Raw genomic sequence first — 26,971 nt, forward strand, 5'->3', positions numbered from 1 at the left:
AGCATGGCGCCCATGAAGAGCGAGCGGGCGCGGGACGACGACGTCGCGCCGCCGATCGCGCGGACGGCGCCTCCGACGCTGCTCTACCTGATGAAGCAGGTCGAGCTGTCGGTGCGCGCCGCACTGGACGACCTCGCCCGCCCCGAGGGTCTGACCGCCCTGCAGTACACCGCGCTCACCGTGCTCGAACGCCATCCCGATCTCACCGCCGCACACCTGGCGCGCCTGTCGTTCGTGACCGCACAGAGCACGGCCGACATGGTGGGCACCCTGCTCGACAGGGACCTGATCGAGCGGCACCGCGACCCCCGCGACCGTCGTCGCCTGGTGATCGCCCTCACTCCCGAGGGCGGGCGCGTGCTGGATCGGATGCGGCCGCAGGTCACCGCGCTCGAGGAGCGCATGCTCGCCCGCGCCAGCACCGCGCAGTCGGCCGCGCTCCGGCAGACCCTGGAGCTGTGCCGCCGGGCCCTGCACGAGGACCCCTCCGCCGACTGAGCCCGTGTACGACGTCCGCCGGGCCGTGATTAATTGATCAGGAAACCTGTACATATTGGTCGGCCCTGTGCTTTGCTCTGCCGATGACTACATCCGCAGCATCGGAGCCGCACGGCGGCCTTCCGAGGTTGACGAGCGGCACGCTGCTCGCCTCGGTCTTCGCCTGTTTCGTCGCTCAGATCGGGCTCAGCATCCCCGCGGTCATCAACGGCTACATCAACAAGGACCTGGGCACGACGTCCACCCAGCTGACCTGGGTCTCCGACGCCTTCCTGGTGCCGGTGACCCTCTTCGAGCTGACCTTCGGCGTGGTCGGTGACCTCTTCGGCCGCAAGCGGCTGCTCACCACGGGCGCGGGCCTCGTGGTCGTCGGTGGGCTCATCGCGTTCTTGACCCCGTCCGGCGGCGTCGGCGTGCTGCTCACCGGCCAGGTCATCGCCGGCGTCGGCGCCGCAGCGATCTTCCCCACGTCGGTGGCCATGATCGCGGCCGGGACGCACACCGTGCGCGAACGCGCGCACTCCATCTCGATCTGGGCCGCCGCCCTGACCGCCGGTGGGTTCATGTCCCCCGTGATCGGCGGTGTGCTCGCCCGGATCCACCACTCCGGCAGTCCCGAGGCCAGCTGGCGTTACGCGTTCCTCGCGATGGCGATCCTCGCCGCGCTCAGTCTCGCGACCACCCTGGCACTCGCCCAGAACTCCTCGGCCCCGCAGGGTCGGTCGCTGGACTGGCCCGGCCAGATCACCATCGCGGTCGCGCTGTTCGCGTTGTTGTACGCCGTGATCCAGGGCGCCGAGGACGGCTGGGCAAGCCTCACGGTCATCGGCGGGTTCGTGATCGCCGTGGTGTTCCTCGTGCTCTTCGTGCTCGTCGAGCAGCGGGTCGACAAGCCGCTGCTGCAGCTCGACCTCTTCGCCAACCGGATGTTCACCATCTCCGCCGTCGTGACGGTGCTCGGCATGTTCGCCTACCTCGGCACGGCGTACGACACCAGCATCCGGCTCTCGGCGATCCAGGAGTACACGCCTCTGAAGACCTCGATCGGCTTCGTGCTGCTCAACATCATGGGCGTGATCCTCTTCCCGGTGAGCAGCCGCATGCTGCAGCGGTTCAACCCCGGCTGGGTGCTCGCCGGCGGTATGGCGCTCATCGGTATCGGCGACCTGGTGCTGGCGGCGATCCCGGCCACCAACCTGTCCATCGCCGCGGTCGCGGTGCCCCTGCTGGTCATCGGTGCGGGCTTCAAGACGGCTGTCACCGCCATCACCGTCGTGGCCGTCAACAGCGTGCCCACCCAGAAGGCCGGGATGGCCAGCGGCGCGACCAGCATGCTGCGCGACTTCGGACTGACCCTCGGTCCGGCGATCATCGGGGCCATCGCCCTGACGAACGCCGCCGACGCGATCGCGTCGAAGGTCTCGTCCTCCCCGTCCCTCGGCAGCGCGCTGCAGCAGTTCAACGCATCGTCCAAGGTGCCGCCGCCGGTGAAGGGGGCGGTGAACTCCGGCCCACTGGGCGCGAACGCCATCCCGAATCCGCCGAACCCGCTGAAGGACACCGCCTTCCACGCGTTGTCCCATGCCTACTCGATCGGGTACCTGGTCTGTGGCATCGCGGCGCTCGTCGCGGCGGCGATCGCCGCGGTGATGATCGGCGGACGTCAGCACGAGCACGCGTTCGTCGCGGCGCCGGAGCCCGAGCTGGTCGTGGACTGAGCGAGTTCAGAGCTCCAGCACGAGCCGCGCTGACCTGGCGCGCGAGACGCACACGAACATCACATCGTTCGCGTCCTGCTCCTGCTGGCTGAGCAACGAGTCACGGTGGTCGACGACCCCGTCGAGCACACCGGTCTCACATGTGCCGCAGGTCCCCTCGGTGCAGGACGACAGGATCGGCACGTCGGCCTCTTCCAGCACCTGGAGGATCGACTTGTCGGCGGGGACGCTGAGCACCGTGCCGGACTCCGCGAGCTCGACCTCGAATTCGCTGGCATCGCCCTGCAGTTCGAGCGCCTTCGGAGCGAAGCGCTCCGTCCGCAGCATCTGGGGGCGATCGGCACAGCGTTGCTCGACAGCGGCCAGCAGCGGCTCGGGACCGCAGCAGTAGACGAGCGCGTCCGCGATCCCGGGGTCGCCCAACAGGGCGTCGAGGTCGATCAACCCGACCTCGTCCTGCGGCACGAGACGGATCCGGTCGCCGTATTGCTCGACAAGCGTGCCGGCGTACGCCATCGACTCCCGGGTGCGCCCGCCGTAGGTGAGGGTCCAGTCCGCGTCGGCACTCTGCGCGGCGGCGAGCATCGGGATGATCGGGGTGATGCCGATCCCGCCGGCGACGAACACGTAGCGCGCCGCGGGTGCCAGCTCGAAGTGGTTGCGCGGGCCGCGGACCTGCACCGTCATGTCGGCGGTGAGGGTGTCGTGCAGGTACGCCGATCCGCCGCGCCCGTCCGGCTCGCGCAGCACGGCGATCGTCCACGAGGTGGCGTCGGTCGGGTCGCCGCACAGCGAGTACTGCCGGACGTGGTCGATCGTGACCACGTCGATGTGCGCACCTGCGCTCCACGGAGGCAGCTCGGCGCCGTTCCCCTGACGCAGGACCACCTCGAGCACCCCGGTGGCCGGAGTCGCGACGCGTTCCACCACCAGGTCGAGGGTCGTCTCCTGCTCGTCCCGGCCGGTCATGCCGGCTCCAGGACCTGCGGCCGACCGGCCGACGGGCTCTCGCCGCCCCTGCCGGAGGAATGACCGTCCGGATGCTCCAGCAGCCACGTCCACAGTGTGATCGGGTCCTCGGACTCCTGTGCCTCACCGCACCAGCAGTAACCCACGAGGATGTCGGTGTTGAGCTTGGACACCACCCGGAAGACGTGCTCGCCGCGCAACATGCGAGCGGGAGTCAGATCGACGTCCGCTGTCATGCCGTCACAGCCTCCCCCTGCGTGAGCTGCCTCGCGATGATGCGCCGGGCAGCGAGACCGCCGGTGTCGATGTTGATCGACAGCTCCTGGTAGTTCTCCTTCTCCCCTTCGACCACGACCTCGAGCACGTCGAGTGCCTCGACGTCCTGCAGGACCACCGTGCGGTTGCTCTCGGCCAGAAAGTCCGAGACACCCTGGTCCTCGAGCGCGAAATCGCGCGCCACCATCCAGAAATCGTGCGTCGAGTGCTCCGTCTCGGGCGTGATCGCGTAGACCACCTCGACGTGGAACGCCGGCTCGTCCCGCCCGTCCTCGGCCGGATCCGGCGTGCCCACCGGAGCGACCCGGCTGTGCAGCAGATAGAGGCACGGCGGGTGGTACTCGATGTCCTGCCACCGGGTGATCCGGCCCTCGATGCCGGTCGACGTCGCGTAGAACGGCGGGCACGCGGCGTCGTCCATGTGGCGACTGACGTAGATCACCTGCGCCTCGTCGTCCACCTCCGTCGTGATCGGCGTCTCGGCGACTTCGGGCGTGCCGATGTAGCCGCCGTGCAGGTAGGTCTCGTGCGAGAGGTCCATGAGGTTGTCGACGAGGAGCCCATAACGCGCCTTCAGCGGTTCCAGCCCACGCACCGTCGTGTAGTCCGGCGAGTCCAGCCACGGTGCGCGGGGGACGGTCGACTCGTCGGCACGGTCCGTCTCGCCGATCCATACCCACACCAATGAGTCCTGCTCCACGAGGTGGAAGGCAGGCACCCGCGCGGTCCGCGGAATGCGCTTCTGGCCCGGCGCGGCGAGGCAGGTGCCGGTCCGGTCGTAGGTGAAGCCGTGGTAGCCGCAGATGACGTTGGCGTCCACCAGGTGGCTCTTGGACAGCGGGAACCGGCGGTGCACGCAGCGGTCGGCCAGGGCGACGGCCTCCCCGTCGGAGGCGCGGTAGAAGACCATCGGCTCGCCGCAGATCGTGCGCGCCATGAGCTCGTCGGTCACCTCCGCCGCGTACGCCGCGACGTACCACTGGTTGCGGGGCCAACTGGACATGGGAACCTCCGGAGCTCGAGAACAGGGAACTGCGTTCACCATGACGTGGGTCACATCGCGAGCGCTGTAGCGTTTCCGCCAGCCGGAAGACCGAACGGGGGTGGACGCATGCCGCAGCAGCGGTCTCTCAGCACCCGGACCATGGATGTGCTCGCGGCGTTCACCGCGGAGAGCCCCCACCTCTCGCTGTCCGACATCAGTCGCCGCGCCGGGTTGTCCCTCACTACGACCCATCGCATCGTCGCCGACCTCATTGGGTGGGGAGCGCTCGAACGAGGCCTCGACGGGCAGTACGGCGTGGGCCTGCGGCTCTTCGAGACCGCGGCGCTCGCCCAGCGCGGGCCCGCGCTCCGGGAGATCGCGCTGCCCTATCTGGAGGACTTGTACGAGGCCACCCACGAGAACGTGCAGCTCGCGGTCCGCGAGGGACTGGAGGTGGTCTACATCGAGCGGATCGCCGGTCGCGATGCGGTGCCGGTGCTGACCCGGGTCGGTGGCCGGTTCGCGCTGCACGCCACCGGAGTCGGGTTGGTACTCCTGGCCTTCGCGCCGCGGGAGATCCAGGAACAAGTGTTGAACGAGCCGTTGACGACCTGGACGACGCAGACGATCAGCGACCCGGCGAAGCTGCGCGCCACCCTGGCGGACGTGCGACGCAGCGACCACGCCGTCAGCCGCGGTCAGGTGACTCTGGACGCGCTCTCCCTCGCCTGCCCCGTCCGCGGAGCCGACGACGAGGTCGTGGCCGCGGTCTCGGTGGTGGTGCAGATCGACACCGACCCGCGCGGACTGCTGCCCGCCCTGCGCGCGGCCAGCCGCAGCATCTCCCGCGCGCTGGGGTCGCCGAGGGCCCGCCGGTCGGACGCCCGGCCACCGGACGCCTGAGCCTCAGTCGGACCCCGACCGATCGCCCGCCGTCGGCTGCAGCGAGCGGCCGATGCCCTGCGCGGCGACCCGCAGGGCCGTCACCAGGCGCGCCCGGTCCCGGCGCAGGTCGGCGACCACCACACCCAGCGCGGCGACGACCTGCTCGCCCTCGGCGGCGCGGATCGGCACGGCGGCCGAGCAGGCGCCGAGGGTCATCTCCTCGGTCGTGGTGGCGTAGCCGTCGCGGCGTACGCGGTCCAGTTGCCGGCGCATCCGAGCCGCCGACGTGACGGTGTACGGCGTGACCCTCGACAGTGATGCCAACGCCTCCTCCTGCACCGCGGCGGGTGCGTAGGCGAAGAGCACTTTGCCCACACCGGTGGAGTGCAGCGGCAGGCGGGAGCCGACGGTGCTCACGACCGGCACCGACGCGTTGCCGGAGATGCGTTCCAGATAGAGCACCTGGGCCCGGTCCCTGATCGCCAGGTGCACGGTGGCGCGGGTGGCCGCGTGCAGGTCGGTGAGGAACGGTGAGGCGATCTGCCGCAGCCCGGTCTGCACCGGGGCGAGCAGCCCGATGTCCCAGAGTCTCCGGCCGACGACGTACTCCCCCGACGCGCGCCGGGTCAGCGCACCGCCGGCGACCAACTCGGAGGCGATCCGGTACGTCGTGGGCACCGGAAGGTGCGCGCGCCGGGCGAGCGGGGTCAGGGCGAGGCTGCGGTGGTCCTCGTCGAACGCGGAGAGCAAGGCGAGCGCACGGGACACGACCGACGCCCCGGCCGTCGCGGTGTTGCCGGCCATCCAAGGTTCCTTTCACTCAGTGGAAGCTTAGCCTCGACGTGATGCGGGCCACTCCCCTAGCGTCCTGAGGGTGAGCACCCCACCCGCATCCCCGCCCGGGGAGTTGGCGAGCCAACGGATCATCTCCTCCGAGATCGAGCAACTCCGGGCGGCATGGACCGCCGGTGACGCGCAACCGCGGATCGACTACCCGCCGTACCGCAGCTCCGTGCTGCGCCATCCGATCAAAGCCCTGCACCCCGCCGATCCCGAGGCGGCCGAGCTGGTGGCGCCGGTCTTCGGTCACTCCGACGTCGCCCCGCTCGAGGCGGACCTGACGATCCAGGACCGCGGTGAACCGATCGGTGAGCGGATCCTGGTCACCGGCCGGGTGCTCGACGGCGAGGGGCGCCCGGTGCGCCATCAGTTGGTGGAGATCTGGCAGGCCAACGCCGCCGGCCGCTACGTGCACCAGCGCGATCAGCACCAGGCGCCGCTCGACCCGCATTTCACCGGCACCGGACGTTGTCTGACCGACGCCGACGGTGTCTACCGGTTCGTGACGATCAAGCCGGGCCCCTACCCCTGGCGCAACCACCACAACGCCTGGCGCCCCGCGCACATCCACTTCTCGCTCTTCGGCACCGACTTCACCCAGCGGCTGATCACCCAGATGTACTTCCCTGGCGACCCGCTCTTCGGCCTGGATCCGATCTACCAGTCGATCACCGACCCGGCCGCGCGCGAGCGCCTGCTCGCGCACTACGACCACGACCTGTCCAAGCACGAGTGGCAGCTGGGCTACCGGTGGGACATCGTGCTGACCGGCTCGCATTCGACGCCGATGGAGCGCCCGGAGGAGCACGGTGCCTGAGCTCGACCCCACGCCCGGCCAGACGATCGGCCCGTTCTTCGCCTACGCCCTGCCGTTCGAGCGCGACCACCAGCTCGTCCGGCCGACGACGGACGGTGCACTGCGGCTGCACGGCACGGTGTACGACGGCGCAGGCGTGCCGGTGCCCGACGCCCTGCTGGAGATCCGTCAGGCCGACGGCGCCGGGAGGGTGCCGACTCTCGAGGGATCGATCCGGCGCGACGGCACGGCGTTCACCGGCTGGGGCCGCTGTGAGACCGATGCGGTCGGGCGGTACTCGTTCACCACGATCGAGCCGGGCGGCTCCGGCGCGCCGTTCGTCGCCGTCGTCGTCTTCGCGCGAGGGCTGCTGCACCGGCTCTTCACCCGTGCCTACCTCCCCGGGGCGAACGCGTCCTCCAGTCCCCTTCTCGCGTCGCTGGATCCGCAGATCAGTAAGCGACTCATCACCGTCCGCGAGGACGACGGCAGCCTGCGGTTCGACGTGCACCTGCAGGGAGACCTCGAGACGCCGTTCCTGACCTTCCCCGGTGAGGTATGAGCGAATACGGGCTGCTCACTCCTGGATCGTTCCGTGCCGCGGGTGTGGTCGATGACCGCGCGGTCGCCGACGCGATGGTGCGCGTGGAGCTGGGCTGGGTGCGCGCCCTGGCCGCCGTCGCAGCGATCGACGGGGATCGGGCCGAGCGGATCACGGCTGCCGCTGCCGGCTGGACCCCTGACCTCGCGGTCATCGGCGCCGCGACCGAGGCCACCGGCAACCCGGTCGTGCCGATGCTGCACCAGCTGCGGCAGCGACTGCAACCGGCCGATGCCGCCGTCGTCCACCGGGGGCTGACCAGCCAGGACGTGCTCGACACCGCCCTGGTCCTGCTCAGCGCCGACTGCCTCACACGGGTGCGCGCCGACCTCGGCGCGGCTTCACAGGCGCTCGCGCGGCTGGCCGATGCGCACCGCGGCAGCGTGATGACCGGTCGCACGCTGACGCAGTACGCGGTGCCGATCACGTTCGGGCTCAAGGCGGCCCAGTGGCTGGCCGGACTGATCGAGGCCGCCGACGACGTGGCCGCGACGCTGACCGGCCTCCCGGTCCAGTGCGGCGGGGCCGCGGGGACGCTCGCGCTCCCGGGCGAACTCACAGCCGACCCCGTGGCGCTGGCCGCGGCGTTCGCGGGCGAGCTCGGACTCGTCTGGCCGGGCCTCCCGTGGCACACCCGCCGGCGGGCGGTCACCCGTATCGGCGACACCCTGGTGGCGACCTGCGACGCGCTCGGGCGCCTCGGCGCCGATGTGGCCACTCTGTCCCGCCCGGAGATCGGCGAGCTGCACGAGGCCGCAGTGGCCGGTCGGGGCGGCTCGTCGACCATGCCGCACAAGCAGAACCCGATCCTCAGCGTGGTCATCCGGTCGGCCGCGATGCAGTCGCCCCAGCTCGGAGCTCAACTGCACCTGGCGGCCGCCCTCGCCGTCGACGAGCGACCCGACGGCGCCTGGCACAGCGAGTGGCCCGCACTGCGCCGGCTGCTCGAACTCACCGTGACGGCGGCATCGCAGGCCGCCGAGCTCGCCGCCGGCTTGGAGGTGGATGCCGACCGGATGCTGCAGCGGGCCACCGACGCCGCGGCGGACCTCCTCGCCGAGCGGGGCGACGGCGGCGCCGGTGACCCCGCGTCGTACCTCGGAGCCACGGACGCATTCGTCGATACCGTCCTGGCCCGGCTCTCCACCGGCGGACCCGAACATGCCTGACCCCGACACCGCAGGAGCACACCGATGAGCGACGACCCCTACGACGCCGGAATGGCGGTGCGGCGCAGCGTGCTCGGCGACGCGCACGTCGACCGGGCCGAAGCCCGCAAGGACGACTTCACGCAGGACTTCCAGGATCTGATCACCCGCTACGCGTGGGGCAGCGTATGGACCCGCCCTGGACTGGATCGCCGTTCCCGCAGCATCGCCACCCTCACCGCGCTCATCGCCCGCGGCCACTGGGACGAGTTCGAGATGCACGTGCGCGCCGCGCGTACCAACGGGCTCAGCGTCGAGGAGATCGGCGAGGTGATCCTGCAGTCCGCGATCTACTGCGGTGTGCCTGCGGCCAACCACGGGTTTGCGCTCGCCTCCATGGTGCTGCAGGAGACCGATCAGTGAGCGCAGCACTGCGATGACGCGCCCCGTGACCCGCACCCAGGTCGGCATCGTGGGAGCCGGACCGGCCGGGCTGATGCTCGCCCACCTGCTGCACCGCGCCGGCGTCGACAGCGTCGCGGTCGAGTCCCGGTCCCGCGCGGAGATCGAGCACACCCACCGCGCCGGGATCCTCGAACGGGACAGCGTGCGACTGCTCGTCGACACCGATGTGTCAGATCGGGTCCTGCGCGAGGGCTATCAGCACGAGGGGATCGCCCTGCGGTTCAACGGAGTGAGCCACCGGATCGACTTTCAGCATCTGGTGGGCGCCTCGGTCTGGCTCTACCCGCAGACGGACGTCTTCGTGGACCTGGCGAACGCGCGGGACCGCGATGGCGGCGACGTCCGGTTCGGGGTCAGCGACACCCAGGTGGTCGACACGACCAGCGACCGTCCCGGCATCCTGTGCACCGACGCGGACGGGATCGAGCAGGAGATCCGCTGCGACATCCTGGTGGGCGCGGACGGCTCCCGCAGCATGACCCGGCACGAGGTCACCGACCGGCAGCAGTACCACCGCGAGTATCCGTTCGCGTGGTTCGGAATCCTCTGCGAGGCACCGCCGTCGGCACCGGAGCTCATCTACACCCGCTCCGAACGCGGCTTCGCGCTGATCTCCCAGCGCACCGATGCCATCCAGCGGATGTACTTCCAGTGTCCCCCCGACGAGAAGGTCGACGACTGGTCCTCGGACCGCATCTGGGAGGAGCTGCAGACCCGCCTCGCCGGCGAGGACGGCTTCAGCCTGAAGGAGGGCCGCATCCTCGAGAAGTCGGTGCTGCCGTTCCGCTCCTTCGTCTGCGAGCCGATGCGTTACGGCAACCTGCTGCTGGCCGGGGACGCCGCTCACACGGTGCCGCCGACCGGCGCGAAGGGCCTCAACCTCGCCCTCGCGGACGTACGCGTGCTCGCCGAGGTGCTCGAGCAGGTCATCGTGCGGGGGAAGCGCGAGGCCCTGGACGACTACACGCCCCGCGCCCTGGCCCGAGTCTGGAAGGCGCAGCACTTCTCCTACTGGATGACCACCATGCTGCACGCGTCCGGCGATGCCAGTGAATTCGACGTACGACGCCAGCTAGGCGAGCTCGAGGCGGTCACCGGCTCCGCGCACGGCGCCGCGTACCTCGCCGAGGCGTATACCGGCTGGCCACGCGCGTAGCCGGACACCGTCCAGCTCTACTGAATCAGCTCGACAGCGCCGACATCGCAATCGCGACCACCGCGCCCGCCAACATGCTCGGACCGTAGGCGAACTCGGCTCGCCGATCCGTGCGTCGGCTCATCATCAACGCGGCCGCGACGATGCCGCCGATGACGAAGGCTGCGAACGATGCGCGAATCACAGGTGACCACCCCAGCCAGCCGAGCAGCAGTCCGAGCAGACCGGCGAGTTTATCGTCACCGAAGCCGTAGCCCGAGGGCAACAGCATCAAGACGAAGTAGAAGACGAAGAGCACCACTCCGGCGACGATGGCCCGCGTGAACGCAGCCCAGTTCTCGCTGCTGGCTGCCCCGACCGCGAGCAATACCAGGAGGATCGGATAGCTGGGCAGCTGAATGGCGTCGGGCAGGCGGTGCACATCGAGGTCGACGAACCCCAACGCGATCATGACCCAGCCGGCGACGACGAAGACCACGGTGATCAGGAGCGACTGATGCGGCCTGACGGCAGCCCAGACTACCGCGCCCACCGCGGCAGTCGCAGGGATGATCCACCAGGTGCGTCGTGTCGGCAGGTCTGTCTCGGCCGGCAGGCGGTACGCGCCGGGGCGCAACCATGCCCGCAGCAACGCGCCCACCGCTGCCCCCGCAACGACAACGAGCACGACAGCACTACTTACGGGCACTCTTCTCTCTCTCGTATCGATTCGTGCACGATCAGTGGCGGAAGGCCGTCATCATGTCCATGGCCGCCGGGCCGAGCAGCACGATGAACAGCACGGGCAGGATGCACAGCATCAGCGGGAAGATCACCTTGACAGGGATCTGCATCGCCTTCTCCTCGGCGCGCTGTCGTCGTTTGATCCGCATCTCGGAGGCCTGTGTTCGCAGCACGTCGGCGATGGCGATGCCGTACTTGTCGGCCTGGATGATCGCCCGGATGAATTTACGCAGATCCGGAACGGCGGCGCGCTCCGCCAGCGCTTCGTAGGCTTCCTTGCGGGACATGCCTACCTGAATGTCCTGCAGGGTGCGGACCAGTTCCTGTCCGAGCGGCCCCTTGCCATTGCTGGCCGCCTTGGCCATGGCCGAGTCGAAGCCGAGTCCGGCTTCGACGGCGATGGTCATCTGGTCGAGGGTGTCGGCCAGTTCGAGGGCGATCGCCTTGGACCGCTCCTGGCCCTTGCTGTGCAGCAGGAGTTCGGGCAGGAAGTACACGACGACCGTGCACGCGATGCCGATCATCAGCGACATCGCGCCCGAGTTCGAACTCATATAGAGGACGGCCAGGATCGCGGTGATGGGTGCGAGGAGGAGCTTCGCGCCCATCAGTCGCTCCATGGGCCAGGCGGGCGGTCGTCCGGCCCGGGCCAGTAGCCGTTCGAGCCGACGGATCGAGCCGGGGGGCGTCAGACGCCGGACAAGGTGACCCGATCGGACAGGAGCCAGAAGATCGGTAGATCCTCCAGCACCGCCGTCCTCGGCGTCGGCGAAGCCCAGTCCCAGGTTGGACACGACTCGGTGGCCCGCGGGGTCGGTACGAGCGAGCACGGCCCAGCACAGCAAACCCAACGACAGACTGCAGGCGACGATGCCGACGGTGACCATGGGCGACACGGGATTCTCCTTTCGTGAGGCGTGCAGTGGTGCGGGGAATCAGAACTTGAAGCTGACCACCTTGCGCAGCCACAGGGCTCCGACGATCAACAGCAGTGCCGCGACGCCCAGGAGGCCGTATCCGATCGGGCTCTGCGTGAACTTGGCGACGTACCCCGGATTCGAGACGCAGAGAAAGCCCAGAATCCCGAACGGGAGAGCCATGAGGACGAACGCGGAGAGTTTGCCCTCGGCGCTGAGCGCCTTGACCTGCCTGCGGATCTGGTTGCGCTCACGGATGGTGTTGCCGACACCGTCGAGCACCTCCGCGAGGTTGCGGCCTACCTCCCGGTTGATGGCGATGGCCTGCGTCACCCACAGGGAGTCCTCGCTCTGCAGACGTGCACCGGTCTCGTCCAGTGCGAGGCCGAGGTCGCGGCCCATGCGCGTCTCGTTGATGATGCGGGAGAACTCCCCCGCTGTCGGCTCATCTGCCTCGCGCGACACAGAGTCCAGCGCCTGGAGCAGACTGTGGCCGGCGCGCAAGCTGCTGGCCAGCAGTTGGAGGGAGTCGTCGAGCTGATTGGCGAATCTGCTCTGCCGGCGTCCGGCCAGTAGTCCCAGCCCGACCTTGACCACCAGGGCCACCATCAGCGCCAGGCCGATTCCGAGCAGCGGTCCAAAGAGAAGGAACCCGAGAGCCGCTGCGGCCAGCGCCGCGGCACACACCATCAGGATGAAGTCCTGGACGCCGACTCTCAGCCCCGCCCGTTCCAAAGCCGACGCGGCAGAACTGCCGCCGCCGTGCCGACGCAGCATTCTGTCGATGAGTGCAGTGGTCGCCGCGGTCGCGCTGGTCAGAGTGGTGGGATCGGCATCCGTACCGGGATGTCGGCGCTCGCGTGGCAGGCGGACGGGCCCGGGGGCCAGCACCAGGTACAGCCCGATCAGGAGTGCGGCGGCGCACGAAGCCACACCTGCGGTGACGGTGCCCGACGCCAGCGGCGAGCTCATCGCGCCCGCTTCGTCGCCGCCGCCGCCGCCATCGCCGCCGTCAAGTCCGCCATGCAGATATGGGCGGCTGCGACGACCTCCACGCTCGGCCTGCGCCAACTCATCGAGGAAGCCTTTGACCAGTTCAGCGCCGGACTCCCAGCGCCACCGAACACCCCCGCGACCGACTGACGTACGGCCGGCGCTCCCCTTTCCGACGCGTCCCGACATCGTTTCAACTGACAGATCGACTCCTGCGGTCGTTCTGAACCGCCACGAAGTCTCGGGTAGGCCGATTGGCGTAATCGCCGAGCTGCAGCCCTCACAGCGGACGCACTCACTTTCCACATGCCATGAGTGGGTCGATGACTCTTACTAGATGTCGTCACGGACGCTCTCTTGGCGGGTCGAGACACTGCCTAGCAGCCGCAGGAGGCCGCAATGACCCAGTTCCCGCATGATGACGGTCCTTACCGGGCGCACTTCAGCGACTCCGCACTGGTCCAGACCCGGCACGATCGCAGACACGCGGGGCACCGCAGGGGGCGAGGACTCGCTGCGGCGGCGATCGCGTCGGCGATCGCCATCGGTGCCGGCGCCGCCGTATGGGCCGAACACAGCCCGACGGCACCGTCGGCAGTAGTTCCCCAGGTCTCGACCGGTGCAGGGTCAGGTGGCGCCCCGGCAGGTGGCTCCGGGTCCGCACCTGGACCGCGCGGTCAGCTCAATGGCCCCAGCGCCACAGCCGCTTCCTCAATGCTTCCGCGGGCCACGGCAGCCCAACAGGTGGGCGTCGTCGACATCGACACGGTGCTGGGCTATCAGGACGCGTCCGCCGCAGGCACCGGAATGGTGCTGACCTCGACCGGGGAGGTGCTGACCAACAACCACGTCGTCGACGGAGCAACCAGCATCAAGGTGACCGTGGTCAGCACCGGGGCCAGCTACACCGCCAAGGTCGTCGGGACCGATCCCACCCAGGACGTGGCTGTCCTGCAGCTGCAGGGCGCAGCCGGCCTCAAGACGGTAAAGACCAGTTCGGCCACGGTCGGCACCTCTGAACAGGTGATCGGAGTCGGGAATGCCGGTGGCGCCGGTGGCACACCCAGCGCCTCCGCCGGTCAGGTCACGACCACGAACGCGACCATCACCGCGTCCGATGAGGACGGGTCGAGCGCAGAGACGCTGCACGGGCTCATCCAGATCAACGCCGACATCCAGGCCGGCGACTCCGGGGGCCCGCTCTACGACGCCGCCGGGCGGGTCATCGGGATCGACACGGCGGTCCAGGTCACCACTGTCGAAAGCACGACCGAGGGCTACGCCATCCCTATCGACTCCGCGCTGCGCATCGCGGCTCAGATCGAGAGCGGAACCACGAGCAGCACCGTGCACCAGGGCTATCCGGCATTTCTTGGAATCTCGCTGTCCAGCGATCCCACCTACTCGACGACCGGGGCCATAGTCGAGCAGGTACTCACCAACACCGGCGCCGCTCATGTCGGTCTCAGTGCCGGCGACGTCATCACCGCCATCGGCACCCACCAGGTCACCGGCCCCACCAGCCTGCAATCCATCCTGGCGACCTATCGACCTGGCCAACACGTCAAGATCACCTGGACCGACCAAGAAGGTCAATCACAGTCCGCCACCGTCGTCCTGAGCGCGGGCCCTGCCAACTGACGAACACCGGCCCAGATCACCGCCGACGATCGCCGTGCTCGGGCCGACCTCAGGGTCCGGCCCGGGCGCCGGGGCATCGAGAAGGCCCCTGAACTGCGTCTGCGCAGTTCAGGGGCCTTACGTACCAGCTCCCCCGGTTGGACTCGAACCAACAACCCTCCGGTTAACAGCCGAATGCTCTGCCAATTGAGCTACAGGGGACCGACGCCTTGGGCGCGAGGTGAACTTTAGCAACGCCGGGCGGCGCACACAAAAGCAGCGCGCCGACGAGCTGCGCCGGGCCGATGAGAGAGTGCGTCAGAGACCGACCTGATCGCGCAGTTGCGCGGTCAGCTGGTCGATCCGTGCGAGCACTGCCGGGTCGTCGGCGGGAGTGTGGCGACCGAGCACCGTCTGCTCGAAGAGCCGGCCGTCGCGCAGATCCTTGCGGATGACGACCCGCCCGGACCGGCGCGGGCCTGGCAGGTCCAATGGCGACGCCAGCACGACGCTCGCCTGCACCCGCTCGTGGAAGGTCTCCGGCAGGCGGGTGTCCTGCCCGCGGAAGGTGTACTGGCCGGCGTGCCGGTCGTCGACCCAGGTGACGGTCAGCGTCCAGGTGTCCGGGTCCCACTGACCGGCGTCGACGTCATACCAGTCGCGTTGCATCACAACGATGTCCGCAGTCGCGACCACGAACCGGTACGTCGTGGCGACCACCTGCGCACCGGTGTTGTCGTCCCGGGCGAAGGTGAGGACGCGCTCGCCCCGTGCGAGGTCGAGCGCGTCCCGTACGTCGTCGGGCAACTTCGGGCCGCGTCGTGGGCCTGGGCGATCACCCGATCCGAACACCGGTCAGGACCGGATCCTGCGACCGGTGGCGCCGAGGTAGATCGCGATCAGCACGGCCGCAACGATGATGCCCACCAGGAAGGGGATCACCTTGAAGCCGCCGTTGTTGTTGTCGTAGCCCAGGCGGTAGCAGACCCATGACCCGATGGCCGAGCCCAGGATGCCGAGGACCGTGGTCATGATGCAGCCGAGGTTCTGCTTGCCCGGCATCACCAGTCGCGCGAGCGCGCCGATGATGAATCCGCCGATGATGGCGCCGATCACTGTTCCGATCATGGATGTGGCTCCTTGTCCCTGCGATGAACCCGGCGGTCGTTGCCGTCGGGCGATGTCCTGCCCTGACTGTGCACGCACGGCCGGGCTCGTGCAAACCCTGTGTCCGTGAAACGCGTCAGTCCAGGCTCGCTTTCAATCGCGAGAGGTCTATCTGCAGCTGCGTCACCCTTCGACGCAGGCTGTCGGGCGCCCCGTTGTCACCCGCACGCTTCAGCTCGCTCCATGCTTGGTTGATCTCCCCTTGGAGCGCCACCTCACGGACCCGCACGAGCAGCGAACGCGCGTAGCGCTGCGGCGGTGCGCCAGTGACCGGGTCGAGCCGGGTCGGCAGCGTCGCGACGGCGTACCGGAAGAGCAGCTGGTGCACCACCTGCGGTGCGCCTCCGCGTACGTCGTCCAGCCACGCGGCCGGCGTCCGCTCCCCCGGCGGACCGGCTGCCATCACCGCCGCGAAGAGCGATCGGTGGGCGGGCGCGGTGAAGTCGGTGTCGCGCACGGCGGCCAGCTCCCGCGCCGGCACGCTCGCGGGGAACTGCAGGAGGCACTCCAGCAGCTGGGACTCGGCACGCACGATCGGGTCGCGATCATCGGGGGCCGGCATGCCGGGATCGGCCGGTGGTGCGTCGTCGTGGGGAGCGTTGTCGCCGACCGGCGTGCGCCGGCGGTCCTGGGGGCTGCCCGTGCGCCCGGCACCGCTGCCCGCGCGGGTGACCTCGGCACGCAGATGGTCCTCGGACAGGCCGACCCAGCCGGCCGCCGTCCGCAGGTACTCGGCACGCATCGCTTGGTCGCGCACCGCGGCGATGATCGGTGCGATGGCGCGCGCGCCCAGCACGCGTCCCTCCGGCGAGTCCAGGTCGAAGCGACGCAGCGTCGTACGTACCGCGAACTCGAACATCGGTGTCGCGTCGTCCACGAGCGCACGCACGGCGCCGTCCCCGCCGGACAACCGCAGCTCGCACGGATCCTGCCCGTCGGCGGCGACCGCCACGAACGAGCGCGCGTCCCACTGCCCGTCGAGTTCGAAGGCGCGCATCGCGGCCTTCTGCCCGGCGGCGTCACCGTCGAAGGTGTAGATCACCTTGGCCGGCTGCTGATCGGGTGCGTCGCGCAGCAGTCGGCGCAGCGTGCGCACGTGATCGGCGCCGAACGCTGTGCCGCAGGTGGCGACGGCCTGCTCGACACCGGCCAGGTGAGCAGCCATCACGTCGGTGTAGCCCTCGACGATCACGGCCTTGCGGTCGCGGGCGATCGCCTTCTTGGCCAGATCGAGCCCGTAGAGCACCTGGGTCTTCTTGTAGATCGGCGTCTCGGCGGTATTGAGGTACTTCGCCTCGATGCGGTCGTCGTCGAAGATGCGCCGCGCGCCGAAGCCTACCGGGTCGCCGGTGATGTCGTGGATCGGCCAGACCAGCCGCCCGCGGAACCGGTCGTAGAGCCCGCGGCCCCGACCTACCAGACCCGCCAGGACGACCTCGTCATCGCGAAAACCCTTGTCCCGCAGGTGTTGTGCTAGCACTTCACCGCCACGGGGAGCGAAGCCCAGCCCGAAGTGCTCGGCCACCGACCGGTTGAATCCGCGCTCGCGCAGGAAGTCGCGGGCGGTGCGCGCGTCGGGCGCGGAGATGAGCGCCTCTGCGTAGAACTCGCTGGCGACGCGATGTGCTTCGACGAGCCGGGTACGCCGACCTGCCCCCTCCTCGCGCGGTCGGGCGCCGTCCTCGTAGTGCAGCTCGATCCCGGCGCGACCGGCGAGCCGCTCCACGGTCTCGGAGAAGGTGAGGTGCTCCACCTCCATCATGAAGGAAATGACGTCGCCGCCCTTGTCGCACCCGAAGCAGTGGTAGGTGCCGTTGTCCGGGCTGACGGTGAACGAGGGCGTCTTCTCGTCGTGGAAGGGGCACAGGCCCTTCAGGGAGCGCGGTCCGGCGGACTTCAATGTCACGTGCTCGCGGACCACGTCCTCGAGCGAGGAACGCTCCTTGACGAGGGTGACGTCCTCCGCCTTGATCAGCCCCGCCACCAGCAACCTCTCGTGCGCCTCGTCGTCGCGGTGATTCTACGTGTGCGCCTCGCGCCCCGGTGCGCTCGTCCACAGGGGACCTCGCGCCGCCGTGAGCAGCCTGGACCCACCGGTCAGCCGGCGATGCGGGCGACGACGTCCGCGGCGGGCCCGGTGCGGGCTGATGCCCATCCGCTGCCCGCCCACAGGGCCACCCCTTGCGGGTCCTCCAGTCGGGCAGCCGCAGCTCGCAGTGGCGCCGTCAGCTGATTCACCCCTGGATAGACGGCGGGTGTGGCGTCGCCGTAGCGATCCACGAACTCGTTCCGTAGGCCGCGCGCCGGTCGGCCGCTGAAGGCGCGGGTCACGACCGACTGGTCCAGTGAGGGCTCGCTCAGCCCCGCCCGATGGGCCGCGCTGGTGCCCGCTTCGTCGGTGAGCAGGAACGCCGTGCCGCACTGCACGCCGATCGCGCCGGCGTCGAACGCGAGCCGAGCCTCCCGGTTGCCCATCACTCCCCCGGCGACGAGCACCGGGAGGCTGGTGACGGTGCGCGTCTCGCGGAGGATCTCGGCCCACTCCCGGTCGAAAGGAATGGTCTGGACCGCGTGGGTGCCGCGGTGGCCGCCGGCTGCATATCCCTGCACGACCAAGGCGTCGGCGCCTCCTCGCGCGGCACGGGTCGCTTCGTCGGGGTCGGTCACGGTGACCACCACGCAGCTGCCCACGCCGTGCAACCGCTCGACGACCTCACCGTCCGGGACTCCGAAGGTGAACGACGCCAGGGGCACTCGTGCCTGCACGAGTGCGGTGATCTTGTCCTCGTAGGCGTCGTCGTCGGCCCAGTCGACGCGCGGCAACTCGACCTGCAGCTGTCGTGCAAGCGGCGCGAGGCGGTCGCCGTACCGCAGCACGGCCTGCTGCGCGGATGACCCCGGTTGCTCGTCGGGCGGCGCCGGGACGAAGACGTTGACCCCGAACGGGCGGTCGGTGAGCTCGCGGGTGCGCTCGATCTGGCGCGTCACGTCCTCCGGCGAGCGGTATCCGGCCGCAAGGAAGCCGGTGCCACCAGCTGCACACACGGCCGCGACCAACTCCGGAGTGGACGGACCGCCGGCCATGGGGGCCGCGACCACGGGGCGCTGCAGCGCCGGGAACGGGATCATGACCACAGTCTGGCCAGTTCGAGGGCGCGCGGGTCGGTCAGGGACGCGACCTGATCGATAACGACCCGCAACCGCGCGTCGTCGTCGTCGGCCCGTCGCAGATCCTCGGCGAAGAGCGGATCGAGCCGCGTCGGGTCCTGCTGGTAGGCATCGGCGAGTTGGGCGATGACCTCCTGCTGCATGGCCAGCAGCCGCACCCGGGTCTCGGTGAGCCGTACGAACCGAGCGTTGATCGCCTTGAGCATGACGCACTCGGCCAGCACCGTCTGCGGGATGACCACCCGGGCGGCGTACCGGGTCGCCGGGCCCACGCCGTACCGGTCGCGCGTGGCACCGGTCGCGGCGCTGACGAAGTGACCGATCAGCCGGCTGGTCATGTCCTTCAGCGCGGCGACGGCGGCGCGCGAACGATCGTGTGAGCGGGGTATGACGCCGCTGCCGACCAGGTCGGCCAGCGAGGCGGTGAGCAGCTCGACGTCCAGCTGCGGCGCGTACGTCGACTGCGCGAGCTGCGCCAGGGCAGAGCGTTCCTCGCTCGACCAGAGCGCGTGCAGCGGCACTAGCCCGGAGGTGATGCCATCCTCCACGTCGTGCACCGAGTACGCCACGTCGTCGGCCCAGTCCATGACCTGCGCCTCGAGGCACGGCTCGCCCGTCGGGGCTCCGGCGCGGACCCAGTCGAAGATCTCGGCGTCATCCGCGTAACAGCCGAACTTCGTTGTCTCGAACGAGCTTTCACCGCGCCGCCAGGGATACTTGGTCGCAGCGTCCAGGCACGCGCGCGTGAGATTCAGGCCCACCGACCGTCCGTCGTCCCGCGCGCGCTTGGCCTCCAGGCGGGTGAGCACCCGGAAGGTCTGGGCATTGCCCTCGAAGCCGCCGGCGTCCTGCGCAATGCGGGCCAGCGCGTTCTCGCCGTTGTGGCCGAACGGCGGGTGTCCCAGGTCGTGCGCCAGGCATGCCATGTCGACCACGTCGGCGTTGCAGCCCAGGTCGGCGCCGAACTCCCGGCCGATCTGGGCGACCTCCAGGGAGTGCGTGAGGCGGTTGCGGATCAGCTCGTCGGTGTCGGGCGGCAGGACCTGCGTCTTGGTCGCGAGCCGGCGCAGCGCACCGGAGTGCAGCACGCGGCCCCGGTCACGGGCGAAGTCGTCGCGGTCGGCACGCTTGAGGGCGGGGTCCTCGCGCAGGAAGCGCTCGGTGTCGGCAGAGGTGTAACCCGGCGCGTGGGTGGACTCGAGATCGGCGCCGACGGATCCGCTCATGCGGGCGGGGCGCCCAGGGAAGCGACCACCTGCTCGGTGAACTCCGCGAGCCATCCGCGCTGCCCCGCGTTCCAGTTGTCGGCCACGGGGTCGACCGGGAAGAAGACCCCGGTCTCGTCGGCGCCGACCAGGGCCAGATCGGGACCGTCCGCGTCGGTCGCCACGCGCCAGGACACCTCGGTCCGCCGCTGCACGTGCTCGCCCATCGCGATGCCGATCATCGTGAGCACCTGGGTGGGGTCCGCGCGCTCCGCAGCCGGGGTCTCCTGCACCGAGGTGAAGTAGTCCTCGTACGCCTTCTCCATCGAGGACGCGTCATCGATGTCGATACCGGCCCGCTCGGCGTCAGCGATCCATCCCGTCAAAGCACGGTGCGCCGCCCGGTCCAGCGGTTGGATGCGGATGTCGTTGTCGCTCAACGTGTCCCCACAGAGTCGTAGCGCACCTGTGCTCGCGCGCGGGCCTTGGCCGCTTCTTCTTCGCGGTTCTTCGGAGGGGCGGTCGTGACGAGGGAGTCGATCAGCTCACGGCTGGCCTCGGTGACCCGTCGTATGGCGCGATCGAACGCCTCCTGGTTGGCGGCGGACGGCTTGGTCGTGCCCGCGATCTTGCGCACGTACTGCACGGCTGCGGCATGGACTTCGTCGTCGGTGGCAGGTGGAGCGAAGTTGTTGAGAGGGCGGATGTTGCGGCACATGCCGTCCAGGCTCGCACATGTTGCCACCCCACCGGGAGCGCCTAGTCTGCAGGCATGCAGCGCGCTCTCCGTCCGCTCATCGGCGCCGCCGCCCTGCACGACTGGTTGACCGGCGAGCGCCCGTCTCCGACCGTGCTCGATGCGCGGTGGGCCCTGGGTGCGCCGAGCGAGCGACCGGCGTACGACGCGGGTCATCTACCGGGGGCCTCCTGGGTGGAGTTCGAGCAGGTCTGCTCCGGCGAGCCGGGAGCGAGCGGGCGACACCCGATGCCGCAGATCGAGGTGTTCGAGGCAGCGATGCGAGCCGCCGGCGTCGACAACGATCGACCGGTCGTCGTCTACGACCAGGCCAACTCTCTTGCCGCCAGCCGATGTTGGTGGCTGCTGCGCTACTTCGGCAAGGAGGATGTGCAGGTACTCGACGGCGGCTACGCGGCCTGGACCGGCGCCGGCCTCGAGATCACCACCGACGCCCCTTCCACCGATGGAGACTTCGTCGCCACGACAGGTCACGTCGCGCTGCTCGATGCGGACGGCGCGGCGGAGTACGTCGAGCGTGGGGTGCTGCTGGACGCGCGACCCGCCGCTCGCTACGCCGGCCGGGAAGAGACCATCGATCCGGTCGCCGGGCACATCCCCGGCGCGCTCAGCTCCCCCGCCCTGGAGAACGTCCAGGATGACGGCAGATTCCTGCCGCCGGACGATCTGGCCATGCGGTTCACCGCCCACGGGGTGCGCCCGGAGACCGACGTCGGCACCTACTGCGGGTCCGGCGTGCAGGCGACTCATCTGGCACTCGCTCTCGAGGCCTCCGGCATCCACCCCCACACGGCGGTCTACATCGGCTCCTGGTCGCACTGGATCACCGACCCCGACCGCCCGATCGATGCAGGGTCCGACGCCTCCACGGACCAGACCGCTCGCTGACCGCAGCGTCGCCTTCACCCGGACGACGTCCCCGCCACGCTGACTGCGTTCGCGTTCGTTGACGGTCTTCGAACGCCGTCAACGGTGGCGAACGCCGTCACCGTCGTGCCTCGCCACGCCGGCCGGGATCGCGGAAGTGCTCAGCCTCCGGAGACGGCCAGCTCGGCGTGCGCGATCTCCGCGTGCTGACGATCATCGATCGATCGCGACGACAGCCAGCCGTCCGGCAGCACGACGCGGCGCTCGGAGCCCGCCCGGCCGCGTTGGCCCTCGGCCGGCTCCCCCGGCCAGGACTGATCGAGGTCGAGGGAGTCGATCAGGGCGTCCAGGGCGTCGAGCGAGTCGACGAGCGCGAGGCTCGAGCGCAGCTCGCCGCCGACCCGGAAGCCCTTGAGGTACCAGGCGATGTGCTTGCGGATGTCGCGGCAGCCCTTCTCCTGCGACTCGTAGAACTCGCAGAGGTACTCGGCGTGCCGGCGCAGGGTGTCGGTCACCTCCCGCAAGGTCGGGACCACCTGCACATCGCTCCCGGCGAACGCGGCCGCGAGGTCGGCGAAGAGCCAGGGTCTGCCCAGGCAACCGCGCCCGACGACCACGCCGTCGCACCCCGTGGCGCGGACCATCGAGATCGCGTCCTGCGCCGACCAGATGTCGCCGTTGCCGAGCACCGGCACCGTCGTGACGACCTCCTTCAGGCGGGCAATGGCCGACCAGTCAGCGGTGCCCGAGTACGCCTGGGACGCCGTACGCGCGTGCAACGCCACCGCCGCGGCACCCTCGCCCTCTGCGATCCGGCCCGCCTCCAGGAAGGTCAGGTGGTCCGGGTCGATGCCCTTGCGCATCTTCACGGTCACCGGCACGTCGTACGCCGATGCCTCGCGCACCGCTGCCGACACGATCGCCCGGAAGAGCTCGGTCTTCCACGGCAGCGCGGACCCGCCGCCCTTGCGGGTGACTTTCGGGACCGGGCAGCCGAAGTTGAGATCGATGTGGTCGCAGCGGTCCTCACTGACGAGGAGGTGCACGGCCTGTGCGGTCGTGACGGGATCGACGCTGTAGAGCTGGATCGAGCGTGGCGACTCGTCGGGGTCGTGCTCGATCAGGCGCATGGTGAGCGGCGTCCGCTCGACCAGGGCCCGGGAGGTGATCATCTCGCTGACGTAGAGGCTGTGCGCGCCCGTCGCGGCGGAGCCGGCGTCGCCGTACTCACGGCACAGTCGACGGAACGCGCGGTTGGTGATGCCCGCCATCGGCGCCAGCACCACCGGGGTCTCGATGGTGTGGCGGCCGATGCGCAGCGGAGGCAGAAGAGCAGTCATAGCGTGCGCAAGTCTCTCAAACGGGCGCGTCGAGCAGCGGCGCCAGGTGCAGGGGCAGCCGGCTCAGCGCTTGCCGAACAGCAGATCGCGGAAATCCGGCACCGCGCCCAGCTCGCTCTGCGCGGGGTCGGGAACGTCCTCGGTGGGCGCCGCGTACGTCGTGCGAGCGTTCGCGCCGACCGCCGCGACGAGCTGGCCGGCGGCACGGTCGATCCTGCGTGCCAGGCCCGCGTCGGCGAAGTCGTCGGTCGCGGCGAAGATCCCTGTGGCCACCGGTTCGGCCTGCAGATAGGCGAAGAGCGGGCGCATCGCGTGGTCCAGCATCAACGAGTGCCGGGCCGTGCCACCGGTGGCGGCCAGCAGCACCGGAGTGCCCGCGAGGGCCGTGGGCTCGAGCAGGTCGAAGAACGACTTGAACAGGCCGCTGTACGAGCCCGCGAACGTGGGCGTGACGACGATCAGGCCGTCGGCCGTGCTCACGCCCTCCAGGACCTGTGCGAGTCGCTCGCTCGGGAACCGGGTCACCAGGTGCGCAGCGATGTCCTGGGCCAGATCCCGCAGCTCGACGACGTCGATCTGCAGCTCCTGTCCGCGACCGACCTGCACCTGGTCACCACGGGCTTTCGCCAGTTCGCGGGTGGCGGCCACGATGCGGTCGGTCAGCAACCGGGTCGACGAAGGGACGGACAGACCGGCCGTGACGGCGACGATGCGCTGGGCCATGTCAGGCCCCCTTGATCTGCAGAGTGTCGTCCACGACGGCGTCCTGCTGGACGGTCACCGACGGCAGGACGTGGGCGTTGGCCGTGTCGGCACCGGCCGCGACGAGCTCGGCGTGGGTGGGCGCGTGGGCCGGCACGTCAGCGGGACGCAGGGCGTCGAGCTCCTTGCGCAGGGCGGGCACGACCTGTTCGCCGAGCATGTCCAGCTGCTCCAGGACCGTCTTCAGCGGAAGTCCCGCGTGGTCCATCAGGAAGAGCTGCCGCTGGTAGTCGCCGACCGCCTCGCGCATCGTCAGGTATCGCTCGATGACCTGCTGCGGAGACCCAACGGTGAGCGGCGTCTGCGCCGTGAAGTCCTCCATGCTCGGCCCGTGGCCGTAGACCGGCGCCTCGTCGAAGTACGGACGGAACTCGCGCACTGCGTCCTGGCTGTTCTCTCGCATGAAGACCTGACCGCCGAGGCCGACGATGGCCTGGTCGGCGCGACCGTGCCCGTGGTGCTCGTAGCGCTCGCGGTAGAGCTGCACCATCTGACGCGTGTGACGCAGCGGCCAGAAGATGTTGTTGTGGAAGAAGCCGTCGCCGTAGAACGCGGCCTGCTCGGCGATCTCGGTGCTGCGGATCGAGCCGTGCCAGACGAACGGCGGCACGCCGTCGAGCGGGCGCGGCGTCGAGGTGAAGCCCTGCAGCGGCGTACGGAACCTGCCCGACCAGTCCACGACGTCCTCGCGCCAGAGGCGACGCAGCAGGTGGTAGTTCTCGACCGCCAGGTTGACGCCCTCGCGGATGTCCTGACCGAACCACGGGTAGACCGGACCGGTGTTGCCGCGACCCATCATCAGGTCGACGCGGCCGCCGGCGAGGTGCTGCAGCATCGCGAAGTCCTCCGCGATCTTCACCGGGTCGTTGGTGGTGATCAGCGTGGTGGACGTCGACAGCTTCAGCGTGCTGGTCTGCGCGGCCAGGAAGCCGAGCATCGTGGTCGGCGAGGACGGCACGAACGGCGGGTTGTGGTGCTCCCCGGTCGCGAAGACGTCCAGTCCGACCTCTTCCGCCTTCTTGGCGATGGTCACCATCGCCTGGATGCGCTCGGCCTCGGTCGGGGTGCGACCTGTGGTCGGGTCGGGCGTGACGTCGCCGACGGTGAAGATTCCGAACTCCATGAAGACTCCTGGTCGAGCGCAGTGTTGGTGACGTGTCAACTACCTCAACCGTAGCGCATCGCGAACCATTCCCGGCTTCGAGGAGAACCACCCTGCTGGTTGTCAGCGAATTCGTGACGTCGGCACCACGAGAACGCTGACAACCGCGCGGAAGCGCAGCGGAGAACTTCGTGGGGTGATTAAAGCCAGCCGTTGCCGTCGGCGATCTGGACCGCTTCGGCGCGGTTGCGGGCGCCGGTCTTCCCGATCGCGGCCGACAGGTGGTTGCGCACGGTGCCTTCGGACAGGAAGACGCGTTTGGCGACATCGGCGACGGTGCCGCCCTCGCGCGCGGCGAGCAGCACCTCCGACTCGCGCCGGGTGAGAGGCGACTCGCCGGCGACGAGGCTGTCAGTGGCGAGCTGGGGGTCGACCACCCGCAGGCCCTGATGCACCCGGCGTACGGCGTCGGCGAGCTCGGTCGCGGGCGTGTCCTTCACCACGAAACCGGACGCGCCGGCTCGCAAGCCGCGCCGCAGGAACCCCGGCCGGCCGAAGGTCGTCACGATCAGCACCCGCACCCCGGGCAGGGCCTCGCGTGCGGCGGTCGTGGCGGCGATGCCGTCCATCCCGGGCATCTCGACGTCCATCAGGATGACGTCGGGACGGTGCTCGCGCGCAGCGGCGGCGACCACGTCGCCGGAGCCCACCTGCGCGACCACCGTGAGGTCGGACTCCAGCTCCAACAGGGCCGCTAGTGCGCCACGCACCAGAGCCTGGTCGTCGGCGAGCATCACGCGGATCGTCATGCGGTGGAGGCCTTCTCGGGCAGTCGGTCGGATGCGGCGTCGTCCGGCGCGGCCATCGTGAGGGCGAACCCGTGCGGCTGGACGCTCTCGGTGACCAGGCGGGTGCCGGCGGCCAGCGCGCGCTCCCGCAGCCCGATGATCCCGTGACCGGTGCAGCCGGCCGCAGCAGTGCCGACGCCGTCGTCGCGGACCGTGACGGCGCGGTCGCCGACCTCGATGGTGCACGACCGCGCGCCGCTGTGCCGGATGACGTTGGTGACGCCCTCGCGCACCGTCCACGCGAAGACCTCGCGCAGATCGGACGGCACGCCGTCGGTCGCCGTCGGCAGATCGGCGCGGATACCGGCTGCTCGCAACGCTTCCCGAGCGCGGGCCAGCTCCCCCGACAGGGTGACCTCGCGGAATCCGGTGACGGTGCGGCGTACGTCGGCGAGCGCGTCCCGCGACAGGCGCTCCAGGTCGGCGACCTCGGCCCGGGCCCGCTCCGGATCGACGTCGATGAGCTTGCCGGCCAACTCGGCCTTGACCGTGATCACCGTGAGGGAGTGGCCGAGGATGTCGTGCAGGTCGCGCGCCATCCGGTTGCGCTCCTCGTCCACGGCGAGCCGAGAGTTCTCCCGCCGGCTCGCTTCGAGCTGGTGGGCCCGACCGCCGGCGATCCGCCCGGCGAAACAGGCGACCGTGGCGAAGGTGAGCCCGATCAGGGATCCGGAGTCGAACTTCCACCCGGGTATCTGGACCGACGCCCAGGCGTAGCCCACCCCGATCGCGATCGAGGTGACGACGGCTGCCCGGATGGAGAACGTCCACATCGCCGAGACGCCCACGAAGACCAGCGTCGCAGCAGCGCTCTGACCGACGGCCACCATCGCGATCAGCGATAGCGCGGCCAGGACGCCGTAGCGCGCCAGCGACCGGGGGTCGCGCGTCGGCAGCTCCCGGACCGTGGAGCTGCCGAAGAGCTGCCAGCGCATCATCCAGTGCCGCAGGTAGACCGCGGCGAACGCGAGCACCGCCATCACGCCGACCCACCCTCCGGGTCGGTCGAGATTCCGGAGGGCGTCCCACAGCGGGCTGATCAGCCAGAACAGCCAGATCCCGGCCCAGAACAGCCCGATGAGGGGGGCGTCGCCCTCCTCATCGCTGCCCCAGGCGCGTCGCCGCAGGGTGGCGGTCAGTTGCTCACGACGGTCCACGGAACCAG

At 69.9% G+C, this 26,971-nt stretch carries 29 protein-coding genes and 1 tRNA gene; 10 read left to right on the forward strand and 20 right to left on the reverse strand.

The features are described 5' to 3' along the window. The first annotated feature begins 12 nt into the window (after window positions 1–12). Together JOB34_RS15325 and JOB34_RS15330 are read left to right on the forward strand one after the other, a co-directional pair. Window positions 13–498 (forward strand): MarR family transcriptional regulator, encoded by a 486-nt coding sequence (locus tag JOB34_RS15325; protein ID WP_208053502.1) that lies wholly within the window; start codon window positions 13–15, stop codon window positions 496–498. 83 nt (window positions 499–581) lie between these two features. Beyond that, on the forward strand, window positions 582–2,216 hold the full coding sequence (locus JOB34_RS15330) for an MFS transporter (RefSeq protein ID WP_208053503.1): 1,635 nt from the start codon (window positions 582–584) through the stop codon (window positions 2,214–2,216). 6 nt (window positions 2,217–2,222) lie between these two features. Here the strand turns inward: JOB34_RS15330 and JOB34_RS15335 are convergent, their stop codons facing one another. Genes JOB34_RS15335 through JOB34_RS15345 form a run of 3 tightly spaced genes read right to left on the reverse strand, consistent with a single transcriptional unit; the run spans window position 2,223 to window position 4,464 of the window. Then, window positions 2,223–3,185 carry a PDR/VanB family oxidoreductase gene (locus JOB34_RS15335; RefSeq protein WP_208053504.1) on the reverse strand — a complete coding sequence of 321 codons (963 nt, stop codon included), beginning with the start codon at window positions 3,183–3,185 and terminating at the stop codon, window positions 2,223–2,225. Next, window positions 3,182–3,421, reverse strand: coding sequence for a hypothetical protein (locus tag JOB34_RS15340; protein WP_208053505.1), 240 nt, complete (start codon window positions 3,419–3,421; stop codon window positions 3,182–3,184). Before JOB34_RS15340 ends, JOB34_RS15335 begins: the two co-directional genes overlap by 4 nt. Then, window positions 3,418–4,464 carry an aromatic ring-hydroxylating dioxygenase subunit alpha gene (locus tag JOB34_RS15345; protein ID WP_208053506.1) on the reverse strand — a complete coding sequence of 349 codons (1,047 nt, stop codon included), beginning with the start codon at window positions 4,462–4,464 and terminating at the stop codon, window positions 3,418–3,420. Before JOB34_RS15345 ends, JOB34_RS15340 begins: the two co-directional genes overlap by 4 nt. Before the next feature lie 108 nt (window positions 4,465–4,572). Between JOB34_RS15345 and JOB34_RS15350 the strand changes: the two genes are divergently transcribed. Then, window positions 4,573–5,349 carry an IclR family transcriptional regulator gene (locus JOB34_RS15350; RefSeq protein WP_208053507.1) on the forward strand — a complete coding sequence of 259 codons (777 nt, stop codon included), beginning with the start codon at window positions 4,573–4,575 and terminating at the stop codon, window positions 5,347–5,349. Window positions 5,350–5,352: 3 nt separating this feature from the next. Here JOB34_RS15350 and JOB34_RS15355 read toward each other — a convergent pair whose 3' ends face one another. Further along, complete coding sequence (locus tag JOB34_RS15355) at window positions 5,353–6,135, reverse strand: IclR family transcriptional regulator (protein WP_208053508.1); 783 nt, start codon at window positions 6,133–6,135, stop codon at window positions 5,353–5,355. Window positions 6,136–6,268: 133 nt separating this feature from the next. Here JOB34_RS15355 and pcaH point away from each other — a divergent pair, with 133 nt between their 5' ends. The 5 genes from pcaH to JOB34_RS15380 are packed head-to-tail and all read left to right on the forward strand — an operon-like array spanning window position 6,269 to window position 10,337. Beyond that, window positions 6,269–6,988: a protocatechuate 3,4-dioxygenase subunit beta gene (gene pcaH, locus JOB34_RS15360; protein WP_347813892.1), complete on the forward strand. Its 720-nt coding sequence runs from the start codon at window positions 6,269–6,271 to the stop codon at window positions 6,986–6,988. Continuing rightward, window positions 6,981–7,529: a protocatechuate 3,4-dioxygenase subunit alpha gene (gene pcaG, locus JOB34_RS15365; protein WP_208053509.1), complete on the forward strand. Its 549-nt coding sequence runs from the start codon at window positions 6,981–6,983 to the stop codon at window positions 7,527–7,529. The genes pcaH and pcaG overlap by 8 nt, the downstream gene beginning before the upstream one ends. Then, window positions 7,526–8,737: a lyase family protein gene (locus JOB34_RS15370; RefSeq protein WP_208053510.1), complete on the forward strand. Its 1,212-nt coding sequence runs from the start codon at window positions 7,526–7,528 to the stop codon at window positions 8,735–8,737. The genes pcaG and JOB34_RS15370 overlap by 4 nt, the downstream gene beginning before the upstream one ends. Window positions 8,738–8,761: 24 nt before the next feature. Beyond that, window positions 8,762–9,139, forward strand: coding sequence for a 4-carboxymuconolactone decarboxylase (gene pcaC / locus JOB34_RS15375; RefSeq protein WP_208053511.1), 378 nt, complete (start codon window positions 8,762–8,764; stop codon window positions 9,137–9,139). 13 nt (window positions 9,140–9,152) lie between these two features. Continuing rightward, window positions 9,153–10,337: a 4-hydroxybenzoate 3-monooxygenase gene (locus JOB34_RS15380; protein ID WP_208053512.1), complete on the forward strand. Its 1,185-nt coding sequence runs from the start codon at window positions 9,153–9,155 to the stop codon at window positions 10,335–10,337. Between the two features lie 25 nt (window positions 10,338–10,362). Here the strand turns inward: JOB34_RS15380 and JOB34_RS15385 are convergent, their stop codons facing one another. The 3 genes from JOB34_RS15385 to JOB34_RS15395 form a co-directional block, all read right to left on the reverse strand. After that, complete coding sequence (locus JOB34_RS15385; protein WP_208053513.1) at window positions 10,363–10,977, reverse strand: prepilin peptidase; 615 nt, start codon at window positions 10,975–10,977, stop codon at window positions 10,363–10,365. A gap of 79 nt (window positions 10,978–11,056) precedes the next feature. Continuing rightward, entirely contained in the window at window positions 11,057–11,947 is an 891-nt protein-coding gene (locus JOB34_RS15390; protein WP_208053544.1) for a type II secretion system F family protein, read from the reverse strand. A 48-nt stretch (window positions 11,948–11,995) separates the two neighbouring features. Then, complete coding sequence (locus JOB34_RS15395; RefSeq protein ID WP_243758187.1) at window positions 11,996–13,048, reverse strand: type II secretion system F family protein; 1,053 nt, start codon at window positions 13,046–13,048, stop codon at window positions 11,996–11,998. Between the two features lie 636 nt (window positions 13,049–13,684). Between JOB34_RS15395 and JOB34_RS15400 the strand changes: the two genes are divergently transcribed. Beyond that, entirely contained in the window at window positions 13,685–14,611 is a 927-nt protein-coding gene (locus tag JOB34_RS15400) for a trypsin-like peptidase domain-containing protein (RefSeq protein WP_208053514.1), read from the forward strand. A gap of 128 nt (window positions 14,612–14,739) precedes the next feature. Here JOB34_RS15400 and JOB34_RS15405 read toward each other — a convergent pair. From JOB34_RS15405 to JOB34_RS15440, 8 genes are all read right to left on the reverse strand, one after another. Beyond that, window positions 14,740–14,812, reverse strand: a tRNA-Asn gene (locus JOB34_RS15405). Between the two features lie 96 nt (window positions 14,813–14,908). Next, window positions 14,909–15,397, reverse strand: coding sequence for a hypothetical protein (locus JOB34_RS15410; RefSeq protein ID WP_208053515.1), 489 nt, complete (start codon window positions 15,395–15,397; stop codon window positions 14,909–14,911). A gap of 48 nt (window positions 15,398–15,445) precedes the next feature. Further along, a complete protein-coding gene (locus JOB34_RS15415) occupies window positions 15,446–15,718 on the reverse strand; it encodes a GlsB/YeaQ/YmgE family stress response membrane protein (RefSeq protein WP_208053516.1) in 273 nt (90 codons plus the stop codon). A gap of 115 nt (window positions 15,719–15,833) precedes the next feature. Next, window positions 15,834–17,741 (reverse strand): DNA primase, encoded by a 1,908-nt coding sequence (gene dnaG / locus JOB34_RS15420; protein WP_208053517.1) that lies wholly within the window; start codon window positions 17,739–17,741, stop codon window positions 15,834–15,836. A 113-nt stretch (window positions 17,742–17,854) separates the two neighbouring features. After that, a complete protein-coding gene (locus JOB34_RS15425; protein ID WP_208053518.1) occupies window positions 17,855–18,886 on the reverse strand; it encodes a nitronate monooxygenase in 1,032 nt (343 codons plus the stop codon). Beyond that, window positions 18,883–20,151 (reverse strand): deoxyguanosinetriphosphate triphosphohydrolase, encoded by a 1,269-nt coding sequence (locus tag JOB34_RS15430; protein WP_208053519.1) that lies wholly within the window; start codon window positions 20,149–20,151, stop codon window positions 18,883–18,885. Before JOB34_RS15430 ends, JOB34_RS15425 begins: the two co-directional genes overlap by 4 nt. After that, the gene (locus JOB34_RS15435) at window positions 20,148–20,570 is read right to left on the reverse strand and encodes a DUF3806 domain-containing protein (protein WP_208053520.1); all 423 of its coding nucleotides are present in this window, start codon (window positions 20,568–20,570) and stop codon (window positions 20,148–20,150) included. Before JOB34_RS15435 ends, JOB34_RS15430 begins: the two co-directional genes overlap by 4 nt. Beyond that, window positions 20,567–20,848: a DUF2277 domain-containing protein gene (locus JOB34_RS15440; protein ID WP_208053521.1), complete on the reverse strand. Its 282-nt coding sequence runs from the start codon at window positions 20,846–20,848 to the stop codon at window positions 20,567–20,569. The genes JOB34_RS15435 and JOB34_RS15440 overlap by 4 nt, the downstream gene beginning before the upstream one ends. 54 nt (window positions 20,849–20,902) lie before the next feature. Between JOB34_RS15440 and JOB34_RS15445 the strand changes: the two genes are divergently transcribed. Continuing rightward, window positions 20,903–21,775, forward strand: a complete 873-nt coding sequence (locus JOB34_RS15445; protein WP_208053522.1) for a sulfurtransferase — start codon at window positions 20,903–20,905, stop codon at window positions 21,773–21,775. A gap of 140 nt (window positions 21,776–21,915) precedes the next feature. Here JOB34_RS15445 and dusB read toward each other — a convergent pair whose 3' ends face one another. The 5 genes from dusB to JOB34_RS15470 form a co-directional block, all read right to left on the reverse strand. Next, the gene (dusB, locus tag JOB34_RS15450; protein WP_208053523.1) at window positions 21,916–23,094 is read right to left on the reverse strand and encodes a tRNA dihydrouridine synthase DusB; all 1,179 of its coding nucleotides are present in this window, start codon (window positions 23,092–23,094) and stop codon (window positions 21,916–21,918) included. A 63-nt stretch (window positions 23,095–23,157) separates the two neighbouring features. Further along, window positions 23,158–23,817 (reverse strand): CE1759 family FMN reductase, encoded by a 660-nt coding sequence (locus JOB34_RS15455; protein WP_208053524.1) that lies wholly within the window; start codon window positions 23,815–23,817, stop codon window positions 23,158–23,160. Between the two features lies 1 nt (window position 23,818). Continuing rightward, on the reverse strand, window positions 23,819–24,979 hold the full coding sequence (locus JOB34_RS15460; protein WP_208053525.1) for an LLM class flavin-dependent oxidoreductase: 1,161 nt from the start codon (window positions 24,977–24,979) through the stop codon (window positions 23,819–23,821). Window positions 24,980–25,158: 179 nt separating this feature from the next. Beyond that, complete coding sequence (locus JOB34_RS15465) at window positions 25,159–25,767, reverse strand: response regulator transcription factor (RefSeq protein ID WP_179480007.1); 609 nt, start codon at window positions 25,765–25,767, stop codon at window positions 25,159–25,161. Further along, window positions 25,764–26,963 carry a sensor histidine kinase gene (locus tag JOB34_RS15470; RefSeq protein ID WP_347813891.1) on the reverse strand — a complete coding sequence of 400 codons (1,200 nt, stop codon included), beginning with the start codon at window positions 26,961–26,963 and terminating at the stop codon, window positions 25,764–25,766. Before JOB34_RS15470 ends, JOB34_RS15465 begins: the two co-directional genes overlap by 4 nt. Between the last annotated feature and the right edge of the window lie 8 nt (window positions 26,964–26,971).

The sequence above is a fragment of the Allobranchiibius sp. GilTou38 genome, from assembly GCF_017565325.1.
GTDB classification, from domain to species: Bacteria; Actinomycetota; Actinomycetes; order Actinomycetales; family Dermatophilaceae; genus Allobranchiibius; species Allobranchiibius huperziae.

Excerpts from the sequence above, each read along its gene's own strand:
- JOB34_RS15455 (WP_208053524.1), bottom strand. The coding sequence starts at position 23,817 with ATGGCCCAGCGCATCGTCGCCGTCACGGCCGGTCTGTCCGTCCCTTCG.
- JOB34_RS15335 (WP_208053504.1), bottom strand. The coding sequence starts at position 3,185 with ATGACCGGCCGGGACGAGCAGGAGACGACCCTCGACCTGGTGGTGGAA.
- JOB34_RS15440 (WP_208053521.1), bottom strand. The coding sequence starts at position 20,848 with ATGTGCCGCAACATCCGCCCTCTCAACAACTTCGCTCCACCTGCCACC.
- JOB34_RS15415 (WP_208053516.1), bottom strand. The coding sequence starts at position 15,718 with ATGATCGGAACAGTGATCGGCGCCATCATCGGCGGATTCATCATCGGC.
- JOB34_RS15445 (WP_208053522.1), top strand. The coding sequence starts at position 20,903 with ATGCAGCGCGCTCTCCGTCCGCTCATCGGCGCCGCCGCCCTGCACGAC.
- JOB34_RS15350 (WP_208053507.1), top strand. The coding sequence starts at position 4,573 with ATGCCGCAGCAGCGGTCTCTCAGCACCCGGACCATGGATGTGCTCGCG.
- dusB (WP_208053523.1), bottom strand. The coding sequence starts at position 23,094 with ATGACTGCTCTTCTGCCTCCGCTGCGCATCGGCCGCCACACCATCGAG.
- JOB34_RS15370 (WP_208053510.1), top strand. The coding sequence starts at position 7,526 with ATGAGCGAATACGGGCTGCTCACTCCTGGATCGTTCCGTGCCGCGGGT.
- JOB34_RS15340 (WP_208053505.1), bottom strand. The coding sequence starts at position 3,421 with ATGACAGCGGACGTCGATCTGACTCCCGCTCGCATGTTGCGCGGCGAG.
- pcaC (WP_208053511.1), top strand. The coding sequence starts at position 8,762 with ATGAGCGACGACCCCTACGACGCCGGAATGGCGGTGCGGCGCAGCGTG.
- JOB34_RS15400 (WP_208053514.1), top strand. The coding sequence starts at position 13,685 with ATGCTTCCGCGGGCCACGGCAGCCCAACAGGTGGGCGTCGTCGACATC.
- JOB34_RS15425 (WP_208053518.1), bottom strand. The coding sequence starts at position 18,886 with ATGATCCCGTTCCCGGCGCTGCAGCGCCCCGTGGTCGCGGCCCCCATG.
- JOB34_RS15330 (WP_208053503.1), top strand. The coding sequence starts at position 582 with ATGACTACATCCGCAGCATCGGAGCCGCACGGCGGCCTTCCGAGGTTG.
- JOB34_RS15465 (WP_179480007.1), bottom strand. The coding sequence starts at position 25,767 with ATGACGATCCGCGTGATGCTCGCCGACGACCAGGCTCTGGTGCGTGGC.
- JOB34_RS15355 (WP_208053508.1), bottom strand. The coding sequence starts at position 6,135 with ATGGCCGGCAACACCGCGACGGCCGGGGCGTCGGTCGTGTCCCGTGCG.
- JOB34_RS15345 (WP_208053506.1), bottom strand. The coding sequence starts at position 4,464 with ATGTCCAGTTGGCCCCGCAACCAGTGGTACGTCGCGGCGTACGCGGCG.
- JOB34_RS15460 (WP_208053525.1), bottom strand. The coding sequence starts at position 24,979 with ATGGAGTTCGGAATCTTCACCGTCGGCGACGTCACGCCCGACCCGACC.
- JOB34_RS15430 (WP_208053519.1), bottom strand. The coding sequence starts at position 20,151 with ATGAGCGGATCCGTCGGCGCCGATCTCGAGTCCACCCACGCGCCGGGT.
- JOB34_RS15325 (WP_208053502.1), top strand. The coding sequence starts at position 13 with ATGAAGAGCGAGCGGGCGCGGGACGACGACGTCGCGCCGCCGATCGCG.
- JOB34_RS15380 (WP_208053512.1), top strand. The coding sequence starts at position 9,153 with ATGACGCGCCCCGTGACCCGCACCCAGGTCGGCATCGTGGGAGCCGGA.
- JOB34_RS15390 (WP_208053544.1), bottom strand. The coding sequence starts at position 11,947 with ATGGTCACCGTCGGCATCGTCGCCTGCAGTCTGTCGTTGGGTTTGCTG.